The 23,146-nt window shown below is 49.6% G+C and carries 19 protein-coding genes and 1 pseudogene; 15 read left to right on the top strand and 5 right to left on the bottom strand.

What is annotated here, in order from left to right; genetic code table 11:
* The first annotated feature begins 47 nt into the window (after positions 1–47).
* From xseA to KS4_RS10090, 3 genes are all read left to right on the top strand, one after another.
* Positions 48–1,664: an exodeoxyribonuclease VII large subunit gene (xseA, locus tag KS4_RS10100; protein ID WP_145077604.1), complete on the top strand. Its 1,617-nt coding sequence runs from the start codon at positions 48–50 to the stop codon at positions 1,662–1,664.
* Positions 1,665–1,730: 66 nt separating this feature from the next.
* Entirely contained in the window at positions 1,731–2,006 is a 276-nt protein-coding gene (locus KS4_RS10095) for an exodeoxyribonuclease VII small subunit (RefSeq protein ID WP_145077602.1), read from the top strand.
* A gap of 64 nt (positions 2,007–2,070) precedes the next feature.
* On the top strand, positions 2,071–3,315 hold the full coding sequence (locus KS4_RS10090; RefSeq protein WP_145077600.1) for a prepilin peptidase: 1,245 nt from the start codon (positions 2,071–2,073) through the stop codon (positions 3,313–3,315).
* A gap of 62 nt (positions 3,316–3,377) precedes the next feature.
* Here the strand turns inward: KS4_RS10090 and KS4_RS18160 are convergent.
* Positions 3,378–3,520, bottom strand: a pseudogene (locus tag KS4_RS18160) (SMR family transporter); the annotation flags it as partial.
* Between the two features lie 123 nt (positions 3,521–3,643).
* On the opposite strand from KS4_RS18160, the gene KS4_RS10080 reads away from it, so the two are divergent.
* Positions 3,644–4,051: a hypothetical protein gene (locus tag KS4_RS10080; protein ID WP_145077596.1), complete on the top strand. Its 408-nt coding sequence runs from the start codon at positions 3,644–3,646 to the stop codon at positions 4,049–4,051.
* A gap of 163 nt (positions 4,052–4,214) precedes the next feature.
* Here the strand turns inward: KS4_RS10080 and KS4_RS10075 are convergent, their stop codons facing one another.
* On the bottom strand, positions 4,215–4,472 hold the full coding sequence (locus KS4_RS10075) for a hypothetical protein (protein ID WP_145077594.1): 258 nt from the start codon (positions 4,470–4,472) through the stop codon (positions 4,215–4,217).
* Positions 4,473–4,741: 269 nt separating this feature from the next.
* On the opposite strand from KS4_RS10075, the gene KS4_RS10070 reads away from it, so the two are divergent.
* From KS4_RS10070 to KS4_RS10035, 8 genes are all read left to right on the top strand, one after another.
* On the top strand, positions 4,742–4,966 hold the full coding sequence (locus tag KS4_RS10070; protein ID WP_145077593.1) for a hypothetical protein: 225 nt from the start codon (positions 4,742–4,744) through the stop codon (positions 4,964–4,966).
* A 323-nt stretch (positions 4,967–5,289) separates the two neighbouring features.
* A complete protein-coding gene (locus KS4_RS10065) occupies positions 5,290–5,928 on the top strand; it encodes an OmpA/MotB family protein (protein WP_145077591.1) in 639 nt (212 codons plus the stop codon).
* A 191-nt stretch (positions 5,929–6,119) separates the two neighbouring features.
* Entirely contained in the window at positions 6,120–6,764 is a 645-nt protein-coding gene (gene hisH / locus KS4_RS10060; RefSeq protein ID WP_145077589.1) for an imidazole glycerol phosphate synthase subunit HisH, read from the top strand.
* 250 nt (positions 6,765–7,014) lie between these two features.
* On the top strand, positions 7,015–8,130 hold the full coding sequence (locus KS4_RS10055; protein ID WP_145077587.1) for an ARMT1-like domain-containing protein: 1,116 nt from the start codon (positions 7,015–7,017) through the stop codon (positions 8,128–8,130).
* Between the two features lie 574 nt (positions 8,131–8,704).
* Positions 8,705–10,714, top strand: coding sequence for a methyl-accepting chemotaxis protein (locus tag KS4_RS10050; protein WP_145077585.1), 2,010 nt, complete (start codon positions 8,705–8,707; stop codon positions 10,712–10,714).
* Between the two features lie 300 nt (positions 10,715–11,014).
* Complete coding sequence (locus tag KS4_RS10045; RefSeq protein WP_145077583.1) at positions 11,015–11,599, top strand: type II secretion system protein; 585 nt, start codon at positions 11,015–11,017, stop codon at positions 11,597–11,599.
* Between the two features lie 71 nt (positions 11,600–11,670).
* Positions 11,671–12,375: a hypothetical protein gene (locus tag KS4_RS10040; RefSeq protein WP_145077581.1), complete on the top strand. Its 705-nt coding sequence runs from the start codon at positions 11,671–11,673 to the stop codon at positions 12,373–12,375.
* A gap of 817 nt (positions 12,376–13,192) precedes the next feature.
* The gene (locus KS4_RS10035) at positions 13,193–14,509 is read left to right on the top strand and encodes a matrixin family metalloprotease (RefSeq protein WP_145077579.1); all 1,317 of its coding nucleotides are present in this window, start codon (positions 13,193–13,195) and stop codon (positions 14,507–14,509) included.
* 80 nt (positions 14,510–14,589) lie between these two features.
* On the opposite strand, the gene KS4_RS10030 is transcribed toward KS4_RS10035, so the two are convergent.
* Both KS4_RS10030 and KS4_RS10025 read right to left on the bottom strand, forming a co-directional pair.
* Positions 14,590–15,780, bottom strand: coding sequence for a PEP-CTERM sorting domain-containing protein (locus KS4_RS10030; protein WP_145077577.1), 1,191 nt, complete (start codon positions 15,778–15,780; stop codon positions 14,590–14,592).
* Positions 15,781–15,977: 197 nt separating this feature from the next.
* Positions 15,978–16,922, bottom strand: a complete 945-nt coding sequence (locus tag KS4_RS10025; RefSeq protein WP_145077575.1) for an aminotransferase class IV — start codon at positions 16,920–16,922, stop codon at positions 15,978–15,980.
* 403 nt (positions 16,923–17,325) lie between these two features.
* Between KS4_RS10025 and KS4_RS10020 the strand changes: the two genes are divergently transcribed.
* The 3 genes from KS4_RS10020 to KS4_RS10010 all read left to right on the top strand — a co-directional run bounded on the left by KS4_RS10020 (position 17,326) and on the right by KS4_RS10010 (position 21,812).
* A complete protein-coding gene (locus tag KS4_RS10020) occupies positions 17,326–17,586 on the top strand; it encodes a type B 50S ribosomal protein L31 (protein ID WP_145077573.1) in 261 nt (86 codons plus the stop codon).
* Between the two features lie 305 nt (positions 17,587–17,891).
* Positions 17,892–18,974, top strand: a complete 1,083-nt coding sequence (prfA, locus tag KS4_RS10015; protein ID WP_145077571.1) for a peptide chain release factor 1 — start codon at positions 17,892–17,894, stop codon at positions 18,972–18,974.
* Between the two features lie 84 nt (positions 18,975–19,058).
* The gene (locus tag KS4_RS10010; protein WP_145077570.1) at positions 19,059–21,812 is read left to right on the top strand and encodes a hypothetical protein; all 2,754 of its coding nucleotides are present in this window, start codon (positions 19,059–19,061) and stop codon (positions 21,810–21,812) included.
* A 73-nt stretch (positions 21,813–21,885) separates the two neighbouring features.
* Here KS4_RS10010 and trpB read toward each other — a convergent pair whose 3' ends face one another.
* Positions 21,886–23,109: a tryptophan synthase subunit beta gene (gene trpB, locus KS4_RS10005; protein ID WP_145077568.1), complete on the bottom strand. Its 1,224-nt coding sequence runs from the start codon at positions 23,107–23,109 to the stop codon at positions 21,886–21,888.
* Between the last annotated feature and the right edge of the window lie 37 nt (positions 23,110–23,146).

The following is a 23,146-nucleotide window of genomic DNA, read 5'->3' as shown; positions in this document are numbered from 1 at the left end:
CCCCTTGGTTGACTCACAACGCGGTTCGGGGCAGTATCTTATTTTATATGAACCAGTTGCCTTTTAATGAAAATGAAGTAAATGACGGGTTGTGGGGCAAGCAGCCCAACGGCGGCCAGCGATCTCGTAAACCCCAAACAGCCGCCAAACCCGCTCCCTCAGCCTCAAAACGCTCATCCCCATCATCTTCCCCTCCCTCTTCCTCGGCATCTGCTGCGGATGACGCGCTGACTGTCACGCAGGTTTCGTCCCAGATCAAATCCGCCCTCACCAACCATTTCCCCGCCAAAATTCGCATCATCGGCGAGATTTCCAATCTCTCCAATCGCCAGCACTGGTTTTTCTCATTGAAAGATAAAGGGGCTGCGATCCGCTGTGTCTGTTTCGCTTCCAATGCTCGCCGCATCAATTTCCCCGTTAAAGATGGCCTCCAAGTCGTCGCAACCGGACGAGTCGACTATTACGATGCGCAAGGCTCCGTTCAGATCTATGTCGAAAAGCTCGAACCCGTCGGCCTCGGCAATCTCGAACTCGAACTCCGAGCCCGTATGGAAGAGCTGCGCACTCTCGGTTATTTCGACCCTACACGTAAAAAACAACTCCCCGCCATGCCTCGCCGCATCGCTGTTGTGACTTCCCGCGCAGCAGCTGCTCTTCAAGATGTCATTAACACCACGCATCGTCGTTGGCCGGCATGCAAACTTCTACTCGCCGATGTCCGAGTGCAAGGGGAGCCAGCTGCCCCAGAAATCGCCCGCGCTATCCGCAAAATCTCTGCTGACTATCGCTCGCTTAACATCGACGCCATCATCCTCACGCGAGGTGGTGGCAGCATCGAAGATCTTTGGGCATTCAACGAGCGTATTGTCGCCGACGCGCTGTTCGCATGTAACGTCCCCGTTGTTGCCGCCATTGGCCACGAAACCGATACGACCATTGCCGAACTTGTTGCCGATCATCGCTGCGCCACACCCACCCAAGCCGCGATGACGCTTGTCCCCGATGCCCGCGCACTTTGGCAACAAGCATTGCAACTCGAATCTCGACTCAAGCTTCTCGTCGAACGCATCGCTCGTCACAACGCCGATCGCCTTCGTCATGTTGTTCGTCACCCACTATTCCGTTCGCCAACCGCGCTGGTTCGTGAGCAATCGCTCCAACTTGATCACCTCCAAGCCCGCCTGCTGCCGATGCTCAAAAACCGTCTTGCCTCTGAATCTCAGAAGCTTCGACAGTCCGAACTTCAGCTACGCAATTTGTCGCAACAGAAAATTTCTCAACATCAAAATAAGCTCAATATCCTCACGCAACGTCTTACCACCACACTCCCCAATGACCTCGCCCGCGCCAAAGCCAAGCTTACTGCCCTCGAAAAGCAGCTCGGCGCTGTTGGCCCAAATGCCGTCCTCGAACGTGGTTTCTCCTACACCACAACCAATACTGGCAAGCTCATCCGCTCACCCAAAGATGTCTCTCCAGGCGATCCTCTCATCACCCATCTCGCTGACGGTACGATCGATTCCACTGTCAACGATAAAAATACCCCCGCAGGGCAGGGCACAAAGCCAACTCCCAAAACAACTACTTCATCAACGCGCAAAACGAAAGCCTCTAAAACGAAAAGCAACCCTAAGCCCAACGCCGATGAGGGTTTGCTTTTCTAATCTGTTTAACAAAAAATCGTCAGCCCCAAACAGCACAAGCAACCTCTAATTAGATAAAATAAAACCATGGCCAAGAAACAACCTTCAAAAAACATGAAATTCGAAGACGCAATCCAGCAACTTGAATCTATCATCGATCAAGTCGAATCGGGCCAGATCGGCCTCGAACAAGCTCTCGACCAGTATGAGGCTGGCATGGGTCTTATCAAGCACTGTAAAGGCATTCTCAATAAAGCCGAAGCGAAGATCGCCAAACTCACCGAAGATCCCTCAGGCAAGCTCGCCGTCGAAGGTGAATCCACCAGTGCTGAAATTGAAGAAGAGCATGAGGACTACGAATAAAAAAGCCTCTTTTCTCATCTCCTCTCAACCATATCAAATTATTAGATAGAGAATAGGGCATTTAATGAACCCCGACATCATGTGGCTAATCGTCTTCTTCATTTTCGGTGCAAACATTGGCTCATTCCTCAATGTCGTCGCCTATCGTTTGCCTGAAGGCAAATCCATTGTTTCACCGCCCAGCGCCTGTCCCAACTGCAATCATCAACTCGCATGGTATGACAACGTCCCCATTCTCGGTTGGCTCTGGCTTCGAGGTAAATGCCGATACTGCAAAACGCCCATCTCCATCCAATACCCCGTCATCGAATTCATCACCGGCTTCCTCTGGGCGCTCCTCTATTACACCTACTACATGACTGACCTGCGCCCCGGCTTCGGCTTCCTCGGCCTCGATGCAACCTGGCCCATCTTCCTGACGCACATCATCATGATCAGCGCACTCATCGCTGCGACAATTATTGACTCCAAACTTTACATCATCCCGCTGCAAATCCCTTACTTCGTACTCATCATTGCGCTTATCGCGCTTCCGCTCAGTGTTGCGCTCGACGCGCCAAACTTCCTTGCTCTCACAGGTATGCTCAACGATCAGCCGCTCCCCATCGCCACCGGCGCAGGCATCGGCGCAGCCATCGGTGGAATCCTCGGCCTCGGCCTTGCTTTCGTCCTCCTCAAACAAGGCACCCTCAAACGCTCCTTCAATGACTGGGATACCCTCATGGAGCAATTCGAAGCCGAGCAAAAAGCCTCAAATAAAACCCGTAAACACAAAGACCGCATTGAAGCTGAAGAAGTTCAAGAGGAAATTTTTTACTATCCACACCCTCGTCGTGAAGTTCTTAAAGAACTCGCCTTTGTCTTCTTCCCAACCATCGGCATATTCCTCGGCATGTTCGTCGCTGCTGGCAACGACCCTTCACAAGAAACCGCCGCCTCCTTCACCCAAGCCCCTTGGCTTCACGTTCTTGCCGGATGCATCTGCGGTTACTTCGTCGGTTGCGGCATCGTTTGGTATACACGCATCTTCGGCACGCTCGCCTTCGGCAAAGAAGCCATGGGACTCGGCGACGTCCATCTCCTCGGTGCAATTGGCGCTGTCGTCGGCGCGCTCGAAGCCACACTCATCTTCTTCGTTGCCCCTTTCATCGGCCTCATCGCGGCAGTTCTCATGATCGGAGCCAGCACTCTCCTTAAAGGCCAAGTTAAAGTCATCCCCTACGGCCCATACCTCGCCGGTGCCACCTACGTCATCCTCATCTTTCGCAATGAGCTACTCACACTCTTGAACCTGCCGCTCGGCAACTAGACCGCCATCAGAAAACAATCACATCTTTCATATAGCTTAGCCGCCCCAATCTTCATCTCTCACAGCGTCAGTGACAGCAAGCAAAAGGCCGCACCATCACCACCACAACGCTTGCCCACAACTTCGTGAATCCATCACTCGATTTCAGCATGATCGTACCAATCACTTCACAAATGATTGTCGAAAATAAATAGAGATACGTCATATCAGCCTCAATATTATTTTTGATTGAAAGTAAGCATCAGTGCCAATCTATTGGCACTCGCCTTGTTTACCATACTTCATATTTCTGTTCGTCGCGTAATGTGAATCAAATGAGGTGCATACGATGGAAGTGAAAGTTGGCCCACACGTCTACCGAATTATTCTCGCCAAGGGTATTGTTCGCGACGAAGCCGGAGACCCGTATTGCGGGCTAACCTTTTTCGATCATCAGACCATTCTGATCTCCGGCCAGCTCAAGCCAAGCAAGCGGCTTTCAACTCTTTGGCATGAACTTGTCCACGCATTTGCTTATGAATTAGATATCGCACAATCCGACACACACGACGAAGAATCCATGTGTAACCTGATTGGTCTTGCCATGTCTCAACTCGACGCGATGACTCTCGCTCGTTTACACGTTTATATGCTGCAAGGTATCGATTGTGATGCCGTCATGATGTCTCCCAAGCTTGAACAGCCCATTCCAGTTCTTCAATTGCTCTCAGATCAAAAACCATCTCGCGCATGTTAAGTCCGTCGCAATCGCAAATGTAACCCAATATGCACACCATGATCGCGCATGGATTTAACTAAATTTATAGGTAATTTGGTTAAATCATTTGTTTATTTTATTGATGAAATATTTTAGAGAGTGAACACACTGTTTGAGCGAACACGACTCTGACAATGATTATCTATGACGAATACCTCTTGCCCTTTGATCCACCTAAAGGCTTCGCCGCACGCGATCGCTTTGATTCGCTTGCATGATGCCCTTCATTAAGCCAATTGCTTAGATTTAGGTTAGCCTGTTCCCGTTCTGTTGCATCTAACTGCATGTAAGATAGGATTGCTGCGCTAACAGCAGCACCCAAAGTCATCCCTCGCTCTTTGCAAAACTGACTAAATTCTTCAGCAAGTTGACGATCGATATCAAAATTCTTCTGAACCATATTCTTATTGTCTATGTGCGTTTACGTCTAGTCAAAGTAATGAAATATATGAAAATCTATAAATATCTATTGATTGATTTTGTATTTCATGTCAATCTATGTGCGTGATCTATTCAGCGCTTTGCGCTTCGATCGTATTTCTTAGAAGCACGTTCAAATGTTATCTGTTGCGCGCATCCCTGTAAAAGCTTTTTAATCAGTTTCATTAACATTTTATCTGTCTCATTTTTTGTCAAACAGTAGATTAACCTAATGGTATCGAGGCCACTATGTGCAATAAATTATCTGATAGCACGCCATCCGAACACTTGAGTCCGCATGCCAAGCTTCTTTATCTTCTTGATCTTCTCGGCGAGCCACTCCCTGAACTCGACGATATTGTTAACCTTCCCACGCAACTCATCAGTCTTCTTGATAATGCCGACGAAAACATGATCCGCGCAATATTGATCGAAGTCGTCGGTCGCTGGGACTTGCTCCAAAACAAGTATTAAACCTATCTATCGCATAGATTGGCCTCGCCGATACTCGCGGCACAACAATATCCATGCCGTTGCACCCATTGACTCTCCTGTAGTGGAATTTCCTCGCCTCGTAATCGTTCATCTCGCCACAATCACAGATCAACCGAGTAATCCAAAAAAAACGCCCGTAACGCCGATTTAATGAAGTTAAAATGCGCAATTTTTATTACAATCTCTTCTGATACTCTGGCTCCGTCAGAACGATTCGTATATACCGACTTTTGATATCCCCGGTTCTGGCAACCAAAGCACATGTTCTTGCTGCCGCAAATACCGGGGGGAAAGGGACTGTCATGATTAGCGTTTGGAAACGCACCTTCCTCACCATGATCCTCGCCGCCGTCACTGTCTCCATGTTCACCGGCTGCTCCGTTGATCGCCTCAAAAAAGAGCGGGATCAGCTATGGGTCGAAAACCAAGAGCTACGTGCCGTAGAAGATCGTCTCAAGATGGAAAACGACAATCTTCAGCAACTCTTGGCCTCAAAACCAAAAATTGTCACAGAAACCGTCGTCGTCGAACGTGATCCCGCTGAATCTTCAGCTTTTAACAACGTTGCAGGCGTTGACGTGATCAGAAGCGGCAACAACATCGCGATCCGCATTCCCGGCGATGTCCTCTTCACTTCGGGCAAAGCTTCCCTCAAAGACAAAGCAACTCGCACACTCGCTCAAGTCGCAAGTATCATCAAGTCCGACTACAGCGGCAATATGATCCGTGTCGAAGGCTATACCGACAAAGACCCAATCCGTAAGTCCGGATGGAAAGACAACTTAGAACTTTCCGCCGAGCGAGCCATGGCAGTCCAACGCTACCTCGCGACCCGTGGTGTAAGCGCCAGTAGCATGTACTCTGCCGGCTTCGGCGCAAACAAAGCTCAATCCACTAAGGAAAAGAGCCGTCGCGTCGAGATCGTTGTCATTAACGACTAAATCCCTGCACTATTTCAACTATTCAGCAGACTTGTTCATCGCAGCAGGTCTGTTTTTTTATGTTCATGCACAAAAAAACTATCCGACTGACCGCCCCTCGCCACAACGACACCTCTCTCGGCGTTACAATCTCTTTTGAAGCAGCAATGCCGCTTCCTTCGTTCACATTCCACATTCATTTAGGATGACAGATGAGCAAGATTGGGATCATTGATTACCACGTAGGCAATCTTAGGTCAGTCCAGAAAGCATTCGAGCTTCTCGGTGCCGAAGCACATATCCTGCGCCATCCCAGTGAAACCGCATCTGTCGACAAGCTCATTCTCCCCGGTGTCGGCTCATTTGCCGCTGCCATGGGCTTCCTTAATAAGCTTGGCTGGGTTAACCCCATCAAGCAGCACATCAAAACTGGCAATCCTTTCCTAGGTATTTGCCTTGGTATGCAACTCATCTTCGAAGGATCTGAAGAAGAAGCCGCTCCTGGCCAGCTCGTTCCCGGCCTCGGCATCCTCCCCGGCAAGGTTGTTCGCTTTAATGAGAATATTGATTCGCCCTCACCCCTCAAAGTCCCGCAGATGGGCTGGAATGCCATTCACTGGGATCGCAATGATCCTCTGCTTCAAGGTCTCCAGCAGGACGCATACGTATACTTCGTACACAGCTACTACGTTCAGCCCACCGAAACCTCTGACACACCCATCACCTCCGCCCGCGCAGACTACGGCCACGACTTCACCGCCACCGTCTGGAAAGACAACGTCTGGGCAACTCAGTTCCACCCCGAAAAATCCCAACGCATTGGCCTCAAGATTCTCCAAAATTTCGCCGCGATTTAATCCCTCCCGGGTCTGTATACAACCAGCCACCCTGCGGTACATGACAAACAATAACCACAATCCTTTCACTGCACGCTTTCGTTTCGCTGCAGTGAGCACCGATTGACTACAGCAGTATGCGGTAAAACTTCCGCAGAATGCAATTTATGCTTTAGCAGTCATAAGCTGAAATAAACTGCAATCTGCGTTATCGACCCTCCGGTCAATATTAAGTCCGCAAAACGCTCTTAAAATCACGATAGGTACACTCATGGAAGCGACCACTACGATGTTGCATGGCAATAATCCGCTACCACAACTAAACAATCTCGATTCATACCACGGCAGCACTTGGAACCTCGCTGCCCCCGGCGAAGACGAAAAGCGTGCCTACTGGGTTGAGCTCTTCCGTGATCACTTCCCGACACTTGTCGAGCAATCCAAACGTGAAGCCATTGCCGCTAAACGCAATCTCAATCAACACAATCAGAAATGCGATCTTGCCACAGCCAAATTTGCAGCCTATCTCGACTCGATCGATACCCTCGTCCAGCCTCTCGACTTCTTCGGTGTACTCGACATTTGTTACGCTCGCGAGCAAGTACTCATCGACTGCGATATCCCCGATCCCTATCGCCTCGCAAAGCACGAACAAACCCACACCGCACTCAAGCTCCTCCCTGATCTCCTCAATGAGCACGATGAGCTCGACGAGGACACACTCACACTCGAGATCATCAAAGGCGTCTTTGCAGGCAATATCTTTGATATGGGCGCTACCAAAACCTCATCACTTTTCGCCGATGGCGGCTCCGTCTGCTTTCACGAAACCAAAACAAAACTTAAAGATCGGCCCTGGCTCGTCGATGACTACGATCTTTGGCTCGATCGTATGCAGCAGGACGAAGTTCACAATGCAGCACTCGTTTTCGTCGACAACGCAGGCCCCGATATCGCCCTCGGCATGATCCCATTCTGCCGCTTCCTTATCCAACGTGGTACCAAAGTTATTATCGCAGCCAACTCAGGCCCCTCACTTAACGATGTCATCGTCCATGAACTCGAAGAAATCCTCGACGAAATTTGCGACTTCGACCCCGTACTTCGTGATGCAATCGAAGAAGGGGATTTGCAAATTGTCGAATCCGGCAACGTTGCCCCCTTGATTGACCTCACCAAGCTTTCCGATCAGCTCATCGAAGCCGTTAGCCGTGAGAACGTCGATCTCGTCGTTCTTGAAGGCATGGGCCGTGCTGTCGAAAGTAACTTCGATGCCAATCTGTCATGCGATTGCCTGAAGATTGCAATGCTCAAAGATAAAGGTTCTGCCGAGGGTGTAGGCGGTGAGCTTTATGACCTAGTCATGAGATTCCAACCTGCCAAATAAGCAGCAGCACATTGGAATAATAATAAAGTATTAGAACCGTGATCAACTATTGATTGCGGTTTTTTCTTTTAGAATAAATCAAATGTATAAATTAAAATTAACTATAAATTAATAATAGATCGCTTAAATCATACAATTTTGATGACGCTATGATTGCACGCATGATCAGATTTAATCGCAAATCAATGAAGATATGAACAGAATAACACGCATATAAGAACGATTTGATGCCATTAAAACACATAAAATAAAGGGAAAAACGTAAAACAAGCCGATAACTCGCCATAATAAATTAGCTTTTGGTTTAACTATACCGGAGTTTATATATCTATAATTGTTAAAGTTATAACTATCACAATACCAACAAATAATAAAATATAGATCCAGAAATAATTAGAGTAGATCATATGTGCAAGTCTGCACAGGAAAGAAAATGTGTTCATAAAAAACAATAAATGATTAAACAAAAAACAAGATTGGCCGATTCATGTCACAGCTAACAGTGAGTTAGTAAACAACAGAATGGACGGCGGGCAATAGCCAGCCGGGGTTTATATACGTAAAGGTCAGTCTTATGAAAATCGGACACAAGTTAATGGCATCGTTTCTAGGGGTTGCAGGATTATGTGGCTTCATCGGCGCCATCGGATACATGGGGCTCAAAGAAACAACCGCGAGTATCGGCGAAATCAACGACGTCAGGCTTCCCAGCGTCACAAGCCTCCAAGAAGTCGATATCAACGCGACGCGCCTGATGGGTGATCTCAAATCCCTTCTCGATATGTCTCTGACAAAACAGGAACGGAAGAAAATTTACGATAACGTTCCTGTTCTTCGCAAGGATATCAAAACCGCATGGGATATCTACGCTCCACTCCCGCAGACCAAAGAAGAATCTGTCATGTGGAACGAATTCGTTCCTAAATGGGACTTATGGAAGAACGCAAACAATAAATACATCTCACTCATGCAAGAATTCGACAGCATGGACATCGGCAACCCCTATGTCCTACGCGAAAGAATGGAGCAGTTCCGTGGCGATCATTTCGAGCTTTGCTCAAACATCTACTCCATGATCAAAACCGGCAAGCACATTCAAGGTGGTGATGATCCGACCGCTTGCTCACTCGGTAAATGGCTCAAATCTGTCGACATTAAAAACCCACAATTTGCCGCGCTCGTCGACGAAATACATCCTTACCATAATGATTACCATCAGGGTGTGACCGAACTCAAGCAAGCTCTTGTGACCACCGGCTCAAAAGAAGCTGAAGATATCTATCAGACCACAATCATTGCTAATTCGAAAAATGTTTCAAACATCCTCTCGAAACTACGCAAAATCGCTGAACAAGGACAAGACAAAGTTAAAGAAGCTCGAACTCAATTTACTCAGCAAAACCAAGTCATCGGCGATGATACCATCGTACGGCTTCAAGAAATCTTAGAACTCAACACAGGTGTTGCTGAAGCAGCTGCGAATGACGGCACAGTCGCCGCGCAACGTGCCGCTCTAATCACCATCTCCGCAGTGATTGCCGGTGTCATCATCGCCATCATTCTCGGTATCTTTGCCAGACGTCTTGCAGTCAAACCTCTCGAAACGATGGTCGATAGCCTCAAGGATATCGCCGAAGGTGAAGGTGACCTCACCCAGCGTGTTGATCAAGAACGTAAAGATGAGATCGGTGAACTTGGTCGTTGGTTCAATACCTTTGTCAGCAAGATCCACGACACGATCGCTGAAGTATCCAACGCCACCACCGACGTATCAGGTGCCGCAACTGAGATTGCTGCAAGCAGTGAGCAGATCGCCAGCCGTATGGAAGAGCAATCTCAGAAAACCACTGAAATTTCCAGTGCAGTTGAAGAGATGAGCAGTTCCGTTAAAGATGTTTCTAATCGAGCGACCGACGCTTCTGCAAACTCAGTCGAAGCAGGCAATCAAGCCGAGCACGGCGGCGAAGTCGTTGGGCGTACGATCGACGGCATGAACACCATCGCACAGCTCGTCAACGATTCAGCTAAATCTATCGATACACTCGGCAGCAAGAGCGAACAAATCGGGCAGGTCATCGATGTCATCAATGATATCGCCGATCAGACAAACCTACTCGCACTCAACGCCGCAATCGAAGCCGCACGTGCCGGTGAGCATGGCAGAGGTTTCGCCGTCGTCGCCGATGAAGTCCGCAAACTTGCAGACAGAACCACCAAAGCAACCGAAGAGATTGCAGGTTCTATCAATGAAATACAACAAGAAACGCAAGCCGCTGTCGATCAAATGAAGTCAGGCACCGAAAGTGTTGAAGAAGGTGTCACTCTAGCCAACGAGGCCGGTGATGCACTCAGCAGCATTCTCTCGGGTTCTCGGGAAGTTGAAGGGATGGTTCAGTCCATCGCTGCCGCTTCTGAGGAGCAGTCAGCCGCTGCAAGTGAAATCGCTGGGCACATCACTGCCATCCGTTCCGGTACTGAGGAAAGTTCCGAAGGTGCCAAGCAGATGGCGGTAGCAGCCAACCAGATGAGTGAAAATGCAAATCAGCTCAAAGCACTCGTCAGTCAGTTTAAGCTTGCGTCATAAGACCGTGATAGCGCGAGAGCAGTTTGTGTGAATGCTCATAGATCTTGCCAATGCATAACAGCAGTGAGAGATCGATTAAATACCTTCGTTTCATGTAATCGACCCACTGGTCAACGCAAGAATAGCCACGCAAAACGCTTTAAATTTGGATACAAACCTTTCTATAGTTTTATAGATGCCCCACGAAACAGCACACGCTCAGAGCGTGTGCTTTTTTTATTTCTTGATGCAATATCCAGCTTTTCGCCGCGTTACAGCTATATGACAACTGTAAAAACAGCTTTTTCACGGATTGAAAAGATGAAAAAATACAGCGCATTCACACTCATTGAACTTCTTGTTGTGATTTCCGTTATTGGCATTCTCGTCGGAATATTGCTTCCCACGCTTGCCAGGGCTCGTTCTAGCGCTGTTAAAGTTGTTTGCGCATCAAACCTGAAGCAAATCGGGTACGCAGTCGATATGTACGGCTCTGACTGGAAGGAAATGTATCCTGTCGCCAAGTACATGCCAGCCCCCTTCATCTCTGCTTCCGTTTGGCCGAGCCTCGATTGGTCGATGAAAGATTACCTTGTCAGAGACGACAATCAGCCCAACGAAGTATACCGATGCAGTGGTGATGACCAGGTCTATGACGTATCTGGGATGAGCTACAACTATCAGGTTCGGCTTAGCGGAAAAACACTGGATGAAGTCTTCGGCGCCGGTAGTGGGCATGGCGGCCATTGGCGTAGATCAATGGGCGACCCATCACAAATGTGGGTCAGCCGCGATTATGATGGTGCAGCTTTTGAACTTTCAACGGGTGAAACGATTGAAGTGGGATTCTTCCATGATCGTCGTAACTTATTGTTTGCTGATACACATGTCGGTAATTATGACTGAATCACATCGGTGACATCAACAACGAAATGAAATGAGCATGTGGTAAGCGTACACATGTGAAAGGATAAATGATGGCGAAATCAAATCGCAAATCGAGCAAAAAAAGCAAAGAACAATTGGCAAAGCGTAAAAAGAAAATCATGACAGGGTTGCTGGTTGTGATCGCAGTTGGCGCACTAGGCGCGGGTAGTTATATGACATGGTTGATGACCCCACCCGGGTTGCCATCCACGCCAGCCGAAGCAATCGCGATGATGAAGTCTGCTCGATATCAGCGTCTGAGTCCGCAACGCAAAGAGCAATACCAAATGCGTATGCGTGAATTGATGGAAGGGATGGAACAAGAGCAACGCGGTGATTTTATACGGGCCAATATGGGTGATCGTGAAGTGCGCCGCGAAGTGTTTGGAAGTATGCGGGCGATGATGGAAAAACGCACAAAAGAATTTGCCGCAGCTTCGCCAGAGGATCGATTAGCGATTTTAGATGCGGATATTGATCGTATTGTTGCGATGCGTGATCAGTTCCAGGGGATGCGTGGTGGACGAGGCGGCCCGGGTGGACCAGAGGGGCGCGGGCGAGAAAATATGAGTGATGAAGACCGTGAAAAACGTCGCGAACAGATGCGCGAACGCATGACCGAACGTGGGCAGCAGCGAGCGGAAACAGGTAATCCGCAATCACAGGCGCTGCGAACCGAATATCGTGCCGCGATGGATGCGCGCATGAAACAACGTGGGATTGAGTTTGGCGGCCGCGGTGGCGGGAAAAAGTAGAAAAGACCGTACACTTGCCAATACGTGAGGCGGAGGGATGGAGAGAGGCATGCATCGTAAGCCACAAGAGATGATGAAAGCTGAATGACAGGGGAGGGTAAGGAGAGCTGAGAAAGTATGGGGATGACGGGGATAGACGTTTTTTGAGATTTGAAGAATGTAGACACTAAGGTGATGCGATGTTGTGCTACCCGCTGCAAGTGCAGCGGGTTTTTTATTGGATTGGTTTTGCTTGAGTGCGTTTGTGCGCATATTTTGATTGATTGCTAAAAAAATATGTGGTTTAAAATGGGGGATGATGAATGTGGAGATGTGCGAAATGAGAAAGTTCATGATTGGAATTGTGAAATAGGTTATACGATGTGCGTGTTTTTGAGTTGATAAAGGGGGTGCGTGTTTGTGTTGCGCGCACGGAAAAGAAAATTGCCAGACTTATCTGATGGATTTCGTTTGAAGAATAAGGAGAAAACAGTGGAAAATGATTAGTTTGGATGAAAAATGGGCTAGAAATGGTGAAAAAATGACTGGTTTTAAAGTGGTTTTTCATGTTTGTGCGCACAAAATGAAATCAGTTTGTTTTGGTATGAGTTTTGCACTGTGATTGATCGGGGATGTGGAGATGGAGCGTTTGGATTGCGCGCAGGTTGGACGAGTGGGTGTGTGATAGCGTGAGGATGATCATTTGTGAGAGTGCGATAATTGAATAAAAATCTTCTGTGTACGGATGTGTTTCGTTAGAATGGATGCTAAACGAGAGCGGCGTGTGGTTGAATGTTCTGTGGGTAATATTGAGTTATGTTTCTGGGAAAAGTAAATCATGAAGATTCATGTGATAGGCGTAATGGCTGGTGTGATAGGTCTTTTTCACGCTGGACAGGTGCATGGTGTTTATAAAGATTTTAGTGAGTTGGATCGATGGTCGCGCACGGCAACGGATGGCTATGTTGGATGGGCGCATGGTACGCCGGTGACGTTGACGTGGTCGATCATTCCGGATGGTACGGAGACGAATCGGAGCGGGCAACCGAAGCGGCAAAGTGATTTGATATCACTGATGGATGAGCATTTTAATGTTGGGACGGCGGATAAAGGAGATTTGCGTGACCGGGAGTGGTTTAAGATTTTTCAATTATCGTTCGATCGTTGGGAGGAGTTGACGGGGTTGACGTTCAATTACCATGCGAACGCGACGCATGACAAGCATGGTTCGGGAGGGCCGGCTGGCGTGTTGGGGGTTCGGGCTGATATACGGATTGGTGGAACGCATTATGGGGATTCGGGTGGGCCGTATGCTTATAATTATTATCCAGATAATGGTGATATGTTTATCAATGCGAATCATGATTCGCGTTGGAAGGTTTATGATCCGAGCTTGCCGTACATTAATAGTTCGAATAGTACGGCGTTTATTAACACCGTGCAGCATGAGATTGGGCATGGAATTGGGATACGTCATGCGATGTCGAAGGATACATTGGCGGTGATGGAGATTTACCGTCCTACGAATTTCTTTGGGCCGCAGATGGATGATATTTTTATGGCTCAACGGTTGTATGGGGATGTGTTGGAAAAGAATGGTGGAAATGATTCACTGGATCAGGCTACGGACGTGGGTTTGTTGACTGATGGGGTTGTGTGGTCAATTGGTACGGATGGTTTGCGGGGCAAGAGTGATTTGCTTTATAAGGAAGATATCGATTTTGTATCGATTGATGATGATTCGGATCGAGATTTTTACCGGTTTTCGGTTGAAGGCGAGTCGATGTTGAACATTGCTTTAACGCCGGCTGGTTTTGAGTATAGCCGGGCGATTCGTAGTGATACGAAGCCTGAGTACGTGATTGATATGCAGACGATGTCGGATTTGAGTTTTGATTTATTCGACGAGCAAGGTGTGTTGCTGGAGCATATTGATGCGATGGCGCGTGGTGGGGTAGAGACGATGTTTGGTTATGAGTTATCTGATGGGGGAGATTATTATGTGCGGATTAATGGGGCAGATGATGAGATACAGTTTTATTCGTTGAGTATGTCTGCGGTCGAGATTCCGGAGCCAAGTGTTTGGGGATTGATGGGATTGTGTGTATTGCATGGAGTGCGGAGACGCCGCCGATCCACGATCGATATGAATTAGAACAATACATTTAAGCCTATAAATAAAGATAAAAAGCCGAGTCATGCTCGGCTTTTTATGTGTTGAATGTTGATGTCGTTTTAGTGTTTCCTTCTTCCCAAGCAGAGGGGGAGGGCGGTGAGCAAGAGGAGGCTGGTAGCGGGTTCGGGAATGGTTGCGATCCATGATTCAGTGTCACCGTCAGGGTTGACGCCGATACCAATGATGGTGAGGCCGTCATCGCTGATGTCGTTGACGGTGGTGAGTGTCCAGTCTTCTAGTTGGTCTTCGAGGCCGAGGTCTTGGAGGTATGCGGTTAGTGATTGGATGCCGACGTTGTCGTGGTAGATGAATGTGGTTTGGTCGGAACCGTTCCATGCGTTTCCGACGATGATGGAGCCGTCGTAGTTGGTGGCGGTTGCCATGGTTTGATCGAATAATGGGCTGAGTGCGTCGAGTGGTTGGATTTGTCCGAGTTCATCCCATTTGACGGCGAGTGCTTGTTGTTCGACATAGACTTCGCCGACGATGACGTTGCCGTCACCTGAGATGTTGTGTGCGAAGGTGTGTGTTGAGTCGAGTGTGAGCGATTCGAGGGTTTGGATGCCTTGCTGTTGTGTGTAGAAGAATGCTTGTTGGTGTGTGGGTGTGATGTAGTTTGTGCCGACGATTGTTTGGCCATCGTTTGAGATGGCAGAGGCATGGCCGATGAAATCGTTGTTTGGTGACTGGGCGATGATTTGAAGGCCTTGATCGGCGGTCCATACGAAGGGTTTAAATTCAGTAGGAAAATTGTCGTAAGGTTCAGTGACGACGCGGCCGACGATGGTTTGGCCGTTAGCGGATGCGTCGTATGCGGAGCTGCTGATGAATAGGTTGGGTGCGTGAAGAGCTTGTATGCCGGTGTCTTGCGACCAACGGAAGGCGGTGTCTACGTAGGTATTTCTGGCGGTGCCGACGATTGTTTGGCCGTCGGCTGAGACGCCATAGGCGACACTAATAGGGCGATCGGGGTTCAGGTTGCCGAGGGTTGTTGTGCTGTTTGATGTGTGTTTGAAGGCTCGTGTGTATATCGCGTAAGAGTCGCTGAAGTCTGTGAGTCTTTTGCCATCGTAACCAACGACGGTTTGGCCGTTGGCTGAGAGGGCTGTGGCGGTGCTGTTAATGACGTTGGAGCCGGTGTTGTCGATGAGGTCGCCGAGGCCTTGGAATGAGCTGGCGGAGAGCAGGGTTGTCGTTGATAGTAGGATGCTGAGATACGTAGCGGTGTGGATAAGGTGTTTTTTCGCCATTCCGGATTCCTTTTGCCATTGGAGAATAGGTATAACGTTGAATGCCTGAGGAGATTTCGAGGCATTGGTTGGGCAATAATGAAAGCAATAAAATGTAAGTTAATTATGGTGCGGAATAGCTAAGACGCAAGAAGAAATTGCGATTGTTAATTTGGGGAGTTTAATCGGATTGGGGAAGTAGGCTGAGTGGCAAGGATTTAGTCGGTCAGGTTGCCGTCGGGGTTGGTTTCACTCTCAATGAGCTTCAAGAGCTCGAGGCGGAGGTGTTGAGTGATGGGGCCTATTTTGTTGTTAGATAGTTCTTTTTGTTCGACGGAGGTGATGGGAAGGATGAGCCAGGATGAGTTAGTGAGGAAGGCTTCGTCGGCTTCGAGCAGGTCGTTGATGGAGAGCATTTGCTTTTTGATGGGGATGTCGAGTTTTTGAGCGATTTCGATGATAGCGGCGCGGGTGATGCCGGGGAGGACTGGGGCAGGGAGTGCGTCCTCGACTTCTTCGCCGTGGGCGATTGGTGTGAGGAGGGTGCCGTCTTTGATGAGGAAGATGTTGGAGACTGAGCCGGAGGCGAGATGGTTGGTGATGTTGAGGAGGAGAGCTTCGCCTGCGCCGGCTGCTGCGGCTTGGCGGAGAGAGCGGAGATTTGACCAGTAGGCGAGAGTTTTGTGGCCTGCGTTGGGATCGAAGGGGTTGGCGGAGGGCTGGGCAACGACGACGCGGATACCTTTATTGAAGTAGGCGGGGTCGTATTCAACGGCGGGTGTGGGTTGGATGATGACGGTTGGTGTTGGTTGGGCGGCCCCCCCTGAAGTTCCAGAATTTTCGTCAGTGTTGGGACGGAGGAGGGAGAGGTTGCCGGGGGTGAAGGTGAGGCGGATGCGGGCACGGTCGATGTTGTTGTGTGCGATGGTTTGATGAACGGCGTCGGAGAGTTGGGCTTTGTCAAGAGCGGGGGCGAGGCCGAGATCGATGGCGGAGGCTTCGAGACGGTTGATGTGTTGTTCGAGGCGGAAGGGTTGACTGTGGTAGACGGAGAATGTTGTGAAGAGGCCGATGGCGTGCTGGAATGCGGCGTCCTGCGCGGAGAGGATGGGTGCTGCGGGGTCGTGGAAGGAGCCGTTGTGGTAAATCTGGTATTCGCTCATGGCAAATATGGTAATGAGTGTGAAGGGATGAGGGAAGTTGTGAGGATTGGGGGTATTGCGACATTAGGTTTGGGAGTGCGCTGAGCGTGTATTGGTGTTGAAGGAATGGGTTGGGAGAGAGGGTGTGGGTTTGTAGGCAATGTGTGATTTGAATGCGAAGCACCTCATGACCGGCGGTCATGGGCTTGATAAATTATTCTTGCGAAGGGGTTGTGTGCAGGATCAGGGGCGGCTTTGGAAATTGCATGACACGAACAGGGGGGGGATTGGGGGGATAAAATTGACCTAATTAGGGGGGTGCGGTAGACTTATGGACTCTACGGACAGTAACGTACGTTGACGTTCTGAGAATATCCGCGCAAATGCAGTAACTGCATAGTTTTAAGAAATACAGGTAACGGCAATGAAGAAAGATATCCACCCAGAATACCGCACCGTAGTCTTTAAAGACGTGTCAGATGGTGCTCAATTCCTCACTAAGTCGACTGTTACGTCTAAAGAAACCGTGACATGGGAAGATGGCAATGATTATCCGCTGGTGAAGGTGGATATTTCGAGTGCGAGTCACCCGTTCTTTACTGGTAAGCAGAAGTTTGTGGACGCTGCTGGCCGCGTAGAGAAGTTCAACAGAAAATTTGCTGGTGGTTATTTCAGCAAGAAATAGCAAGACGAAAATGGATACCGCGGTTTGTGATTCAAGCTGCGGTATTTTTATGCGCATCATCCCCCCCCCTCTCCCTGGGAAAGTGGTGGAGTGCAGGGGCTGTTGCTAGATGGAGGCGAGGGGTTTTGGTAATGGGCGTTGATTGGGTGGAAAGATGTCGTAGTGGGGTGTGACGATCGGCGGCTTGAGTTTGTAGGATTGGCGTTGGTGGGAGCAATTATGAGAAGAGGGGATTCTGCAACTAAGGGGCGAGATTGAAAGTTTGATAATACGAACAGGGGGGGAATTAAAGGGTATGGCTAAAAATGGCTGATGAGCATGCGAATCTGATCGGGAAATTGCGGGAGTTGGCGGTTCAGTTTGATGAACTGAGTGAACAGCTGAATGATCCTGCGGTGGTTTCGGATCATAAGAAGGTGATGCAGATCAGCGTGAAACGAAAGGCGCTTGAGGATGTGGTTGTGAAGTTTCGGGAGTGGGAAAATGCGATGAAGCAGATCGCGGAAAATGAAGAGATTGTTGAGGAGGGTGAGGATGCGGAGTTGGTTGAGTTGGCGGAGATGGAGTTGGAGGAATTGCGAGAGCAGGTGGATGGGATGTTGGAGGGAGTAGCGAATGAGTTGGTGACGGCGGATGATAAGGCGGTGGGATCGGTGATTATGGAGATTCGGCCGGGGGCTGGTGGGGATGAGGCTGCGATCTGGGCGGGGGATTTGTGGGAGATGTATCAGAAATGGGCGACAAAGAAGCGTTGGAAGATTGAGCTGATGGATTTTAGTGGGGGAGATATGGGCGGGTTGAAAGGATTGACGGCGAATGTGACGGGTGATGGTGTGTGGCAGGGGCTGGGTTATGAGGGCGGGGTGCATTGTGTGAAACGCGTGCCTGCGACGGAAACGCAAGGGCGTGTGCATACGAGTACGGCGACGGTTGCGGTGTTGCCTGAGCCTGAGGAGTTGGAGATTGAGATTCCGGATAGTGATGTTGATATTCATGTGACGACGGCGACGGGGCCGGGGGGGCAGAATGTGAATAAGGTGGCGACGGCGGTTCATATGATCCATAAGCCGACAGGGATTGAGGTGAGGATGCAGGAGAGCAAGAGCCAGGCGCAGAATAAGCAGAAGGCGTGGCAGTTGTTGCGTGCGAGAGTGCATGATCTGTATCAGCGTGAGAAGGATAAGGAACGGGCGGAAGAACGGGCGAGCATGATCGGAACGGGCGGGCGAAGCGAGCGTGTGAGGACGTATCGATACAAAGATAATATGGTAGTGGATCACCGGTTGAGTAAGTCGTATAACCTGCAATCGATATTGGCGGGTGAGTTGGAAGACATGATTGACAGTTTGATAGCGGAAGATCGAGCGAAGCGTTTGGCGGCGCTGTGATGTGCGGGAATTCGCGGTGAAAAAGGGGAAAAAAACAGGGGGGAGATAGGGGAATGATCCGATAATAAGGGTGTGAAAGAGGCGATGAGGAAAACCTGCTTGTGGCTGGTTGGGGTGTTGTTGTTGAGTGTGTATGGCGCGGGGGTGTGTGATGCGCAGGTGAGTGTTGGGTCGAGACGGTTGATTCATTTCTTTGATTTTGAGGAACGGGCAAGCAATAACTTCGAGCAGATGCCACGGTATTGGTATGAGACGGGGCGCGATGCGCAGACGGCGGTGCAATCATTCATGATGCAGCCGCTGCATCGGGAGATGACAGGGCGGATGGGGTATCCGATTTTTAATGAGCTAGGTTTTGATCAGACTCATCAGTTGTCGGGCGAGTATAGCTTGGGGATGAAGGTGAAGGATGGGGATGTCGGGATGTTTTTGGAGGTGGGTGCGATTCCGGTGGTGCCGAATAGTGATTATCTGATGACGTTTCATGTGAAAACAGAAGCGCTGCATCGCGCGAATGCGCGCGTGCGGGTGTACTTTGTTGATACAAAAGGTGAACGCATTGGTGAGAGTGTCGTGGCGAGTGAGGCGATACGGACGCAGGGAGAATGGACGCTGGTGAAGTTGAAGCTGTTGGGGAATTATGATCGAGCAGCCTATTTGGGGATGGAGTTGGATATTGAGCAGCCAACGGATCAGGTGGATCATCCGTTGGGCAAACGACAGATTGTGTTGGAAGATATTGAGGGTGGGGCTTGGTTTGATGATATTGGTGTATGGCAGGTGCCACATATTCAGGTGAAGACTCAGTCGGAGGTGAATGTGGTGAACTGGCCGGAGCGGCCGAGGTTGGATTTGCAGATCAGGGATTTGACGGGTCACCGATTGCTGGCTGATGTTAAGGTTTATGATTATCGGTTAGAGGAAGTTGCAAGTCAGCGAAGGGTGGTTGGCGGCGGCATGCCGAAGAGTTGGACGTGGGAGCCGGGGCTTAAGGAATTTGGTTGGTATTTGGTTGACATGCGGATCTATGAACAAAAATTCTATCGATCGAATAGAGAAAGTGTTCCCGTGGCATGGACGCGGAGCGCGTTTTTGTGGACGCCAGAGCTGCGGAATGCGGTGGGTGCTGAGGGGCGGCGGTTTGCGATTATTAATGATGATGCGGACAGCCATCAGTTGGGGTTGATATCAAAGATGTTGTTGCGTGTTGGTGTGAAGGTGTTGACATTGAATGTGTGGGATGAAGAGACATCGCCGGATGGGATTGTTGCGCGATATAAACAGATTGAGCAGATTGCGAGTGATGTGTATCGCAGCGGTGGTCAGTTAGTATTGTCGCTGGATCCTTTGCCGAAGTTGTTGTCGCAATCTGAGGAGCTAGATGCGAAGCAATCATTGGTGATGTTTCAGCGTGAAGAGGCGTTGTGGCGGCAGCATATCGCACCCATGATGATGCGATTGGGGCAGCGGATTTCTAACTGGCAGATCGGTTACAGTGAAGATCCAGATGCGTTTTATTTTGATAAGTTGGATGAGAAAGTAAGCGGGGCACGCAGTCGGTTGAGGTCGATGGTGCCTACGCCGGATTTGATGTTGCCCTGGGAGTTGAATCAGGCTCGGCCGATGGACGTGGATGATAAAGAGGATGTTACGTATTTGCTACGCGCATCTGAGGGGATTGCGCCAAATGAATTGGGCGCGTATTTAGAGGAATGGCAGACGGATCGCCCGCCGTTTTGGGTGTATTTCCCGTCGTTAGATGCGTCACGGTATCGGCATGTTGATCGCGTTAGTGATTTGGTGAAGCGTATGCTTTATGCATGGCGTGAAGATCCAAATGTACTTGCGATACGCCGGCCATGGACGAGGGCGGCTGAGCGTAGAAATGCGGTATTGCCTGACCCAATATTGGGCGCGTTTAGTCAGTTGGGGCAGCTGTTGGCAGAGCGACAGGTCGTTGAAGAGTTGCCATTGGAGAGGGGGCTGAAGGGGCTTGTTTTGGATGGTCGGCAAGGGGGGATGCTGGCGGTATGGGATGATCTGGCAGATGGTCGGGAACGAGAGTTGTCGATGTATTTGGGCGAATCGCCGGTATTGGTTGATGTGTGGGGGAACAGAACATCGCTGGAATTAAAGGGTGGAAAGCATCATATTAAGCTGAGCAAGGTGCCGGTTTTTGTTGAAGGGATTGATACGAAGTTGGCGATGTTTAGGGCTAGTTTTAAATTATCTGAGCCGTTCATTGAATCAAAGCAGATGATGCATGAGCGGAAGATTTTGCTGAAGAATCCTTGGAATCGTACGATCTCTGGGTATCTGCAAGTCAAAGGGCCAGAGCGATGGAAGATGGAGCCTGTACGTCAATTCTTCTCGATACCTGCAGGTCAGAAAAATAGTTTGTCGATCAAGTTGCGGTTCCCGCTTTCAGAGACGTCTGGTGATAAACAGTTGGTTGCGAGGTTTAAATTTACTGCAGATATGGATTATCAGATTGATATGGGGACGCCGATGGAATTGGGGCTTGAGGGGATTGATTTCTCGGCAACATTATCATTGCGGCCTGGATTGCAGGAGGGGGCGACGGATGCGGTGCTGGTTTGTTTGATATCTAATCGAAGCTTAGATGAAGTGACGTTGTATTCGTTTGCGAGTATACAGGGCAAACGTCGGCAAGAGGTTCCTGTGCCGAAGTTGATGCCGGGTGAGACGGTGATGCGAAGGTTTTATTTCGAGGATGTTGAAGAGGCATTAAAGAAATTTTCGGTACGTGTGGGTGTGCGTGAGGTGGATGGGCCGGCGGTTCTGAATCAGAAGATAACTTACGGCACGTATGAATAAATCAGGACGAGTGATAAAAAAACAACGATGCATGAAGCATCGCTGTTTTTGTTTGTTTGGCTTGGAATTGGGTTCAGGTCATATCATCAAGCAGGCGGATTGCTTCTTCCAAATCTTTGTCGCCTCGGCCTGAGAGGTTAACGACAAGGATTTGATCTGATGGCATGGATGCGGCGTGTGTGATTGCATTTGCGATGGCATGTGATGATTCGAGTGCGGGGATGATACCTTCGATACGACACATGGTAGTGAATGCTTTGAGGGCATCGGTGTCGGTACAAGATTCGTATGATACACGGCCGCTGCTATGCCAGTGGGCGTGTTCAGGACCAACGCCGGGGTAATCAAGGCCCGCAGAGATTGAATGAACCGGTGAGGTTTGGCCGTCTTTGTTTTGGAGTATAAAGCTGCGTGAGCCGTGCAGGATGCCGGGTCCACCAAAGGAGAGTGGGGCGGCGTGATCACCGAGCTGATTGGAGCGACCACCTGCTTCGATGCCAATGAGTTGAACGTCTTTGTCATCGATGAATGGGTAGAAAATGCCAGCAGCATTGGAGCCGCCGCCGACGCAGGCGATGACGGTGTCGGGGAGACGCTCTATTTGATCGAGGCATTGTGCGCGGCATTCGATGCCGATGACGGACTGGAAATCTCGAACCATTTGTGGGAATGGGTGCGGGCCAACAACAGAGCCGATGATGTAGTGCGTGGTTTCGGATGTACTCATCCAGTCACGCATGGCGGCATTGGTCGCGTCTTTAAGTGTGCATGAGCCTGATTCGACGGGTACCACATTGGCGCCGAGAAGTTGCATGCGCTTGACATTGGGTTGTTGGCGACGCATGTCTTCGGTGCCCATGAAGACGTCGCATTGCAGGCCGAATTTAGCTGCGGCGGTTGCGGTGGCGACGCCGTGTTGGCCGGCTCCGGTTTCAGCGATGATGCGCTTTTTACCCATGCAGACTGTGAGCATGGCTTGGCCAATTGAGTTGTTGATCTTGTGAGCGCCGGTATGGGATAGATCTTCTCGTTTGAAGTAGATCTTGGCGCCGCCGACGTGCTTGGTGAGTCGTTCGGCATAATAGAGTGGTGTTGGGCGGCCAACATATTCGCTGAGGTGACGTTGGAATTCGGCTTGAAATTCTGGATTATGCTTGGCGTCCTCATATGCTTTGGTGAGTTGTACCAAAGCGTTATGTAGGGTTTCAGGCACAAAAACACCGCCAAAATCGCCGTAATGGCCGGTTTCAGAGGGCAGGTGTGACAACTTGGATGGTTTCTCGGATTCCGTGTTCATAGGCATACTTTATGCCATGAGGAAGGTGAGATGCAAG

It is taken from the genome of Poriferisphaera corsica (assembly GCF_007747445.1).
Classification (GTDB): domain Bacteria; phylum Planctomycetota; class Phycisphaerae; order Phycisphaerales; family Phycisphaeraceae; genus Poriferisphaera; species Poriferisphaera corsica.
Note: the sequence above shows the minus strand (reverse complement) of the source record. Positions and strands in the feature narration are given on the sequence as shown.

Bases quoted from the DNA above. Each gene is read 5' to 3' on its own strand.
- xseA (WP_145077604.1), top strand. From the start codon at position 48: ATGAACCAGTTGCCTTTTAATGAAAATGAAGTAAATGACGGGTTGTGG.
- KS4_RS10095 (WP_145077602.1), top strand. From the start codon at position 1,731: ATGGCCAAGAAACAACCTTCAAAAAACATGAAATTCGAAGACGCAATC.
- KS4_RS10090 (WP_145077600.1), top strand. From the start codon at position 2,071: ATGAACCCCGACATCATGTGGCTAATCGTCTTCTTCATTTTCGGTGCA.
- KS4_RS10080 (WP_145077596.1), top strand. From the start codon at position 3,644: ATGGAAGTGAAAGTTGGCCCACACGTCTACCGAATTATTCTCGCCAAG.
- KS4_RS10075 (WP_145077594.1), bottom strand. From the start codon at position 4,472: ATGGTTCAGAAGAATTTTGATATCGATCGTCAACTTGCTGAAGAATTT.
- KS4_RS10070 (WP_145077593.1), top strand. From the start codon at position 4,742: ATGTGCAATAAATTATCTGATAGCACGCCATCCGAACACTTGAGTCCG.
- KS4_RS10065 (WP_145077591.1), top strand. From the start codon at position 5,290: ATGATTAGCGTTTGGAAACGCACCTTCCTCACCATGATCCTCGCCGCC.
- hisH (WP_145077589.1), top strand. From the start codon at position 6,120: ATGAGCAAGATTGGGATCATTGATTACCACGTAGGCAATCTTAGGTCA.
- KS4_RS10055 (WP_145077587.1), top strand. From the start codon at position 7,015: ATGGAAGCGACCACTACGATGTTGCATGGCAATAATCCGCTACCACAA.
- KS4_RS10050 (WP_145077585.1), top strand. From the start codon at position 8,705: ATGAAAATCGGACACAAGTTAATGGCATCGTTTCTAGGGGTTGCAGGA.
- KS4_RS10045 (WP_145077583.1), top strand. From the start codon at position 11,015: ATGAAAAAATACAGCGCATTCACACTCATTGAACTTCTTGTTGTGATT.
- KS4_RS10040 (WP_145077581.1), top strand. From the start codon at position 11,671: ATGGCGAAATCAAATCGCAAATCGAGCAAAAAAAGCAAAGAACAATTG.
- KS4_RS10035 (WP_145077579.1), top strand. From the start codon at position 13,193: ATGAAGATTCATGTGATAGGCGTAATGGCTGGTGTGATAGGTCTTTTT.
- KS4_RS10030 (WP_145077577.1), bottom strand. From the start codon at position 15,780: ATGGCGAAAAAACACCTTATCCACACCGCTACGTATCTCAGCATCCTA.
- KS4_RS10025 (WP_145077575.1), bottom strand. From the start codon at position 16,922: ATGAGCGAATACCAGATTTACCACAACGGCTCCTTCCACGACCCCGCA.
- KS4_RS10020 (WP_145077573.1), top strand. From the start codon at position 17,326: ATGAAGAAAGATATCCACCCAGAATACCGCACCGTAGTCTTTAAAGAC.
- prfA (WP_145077571.1), top strand. From the start codon at position 17,892: ATGGCTGATGAGCATGCGAATCTGATCGGGAAATTGCGGGAGTTGGCG.
- KS4_RS10010 (WP_145077570.1), top strand. From the start codon at position 19,059: ATGAGGAAAACCTGCTTGTGGCTGGTTGGGGTGTTGTTGTTGAGTGTG.
- trpB (WP_145077568.1), bottom strand. From the start codon at position 23,109: ATGAACACGGAATCCGAGAAACCATCCAAGTTGTCACACCTGCCCTCT.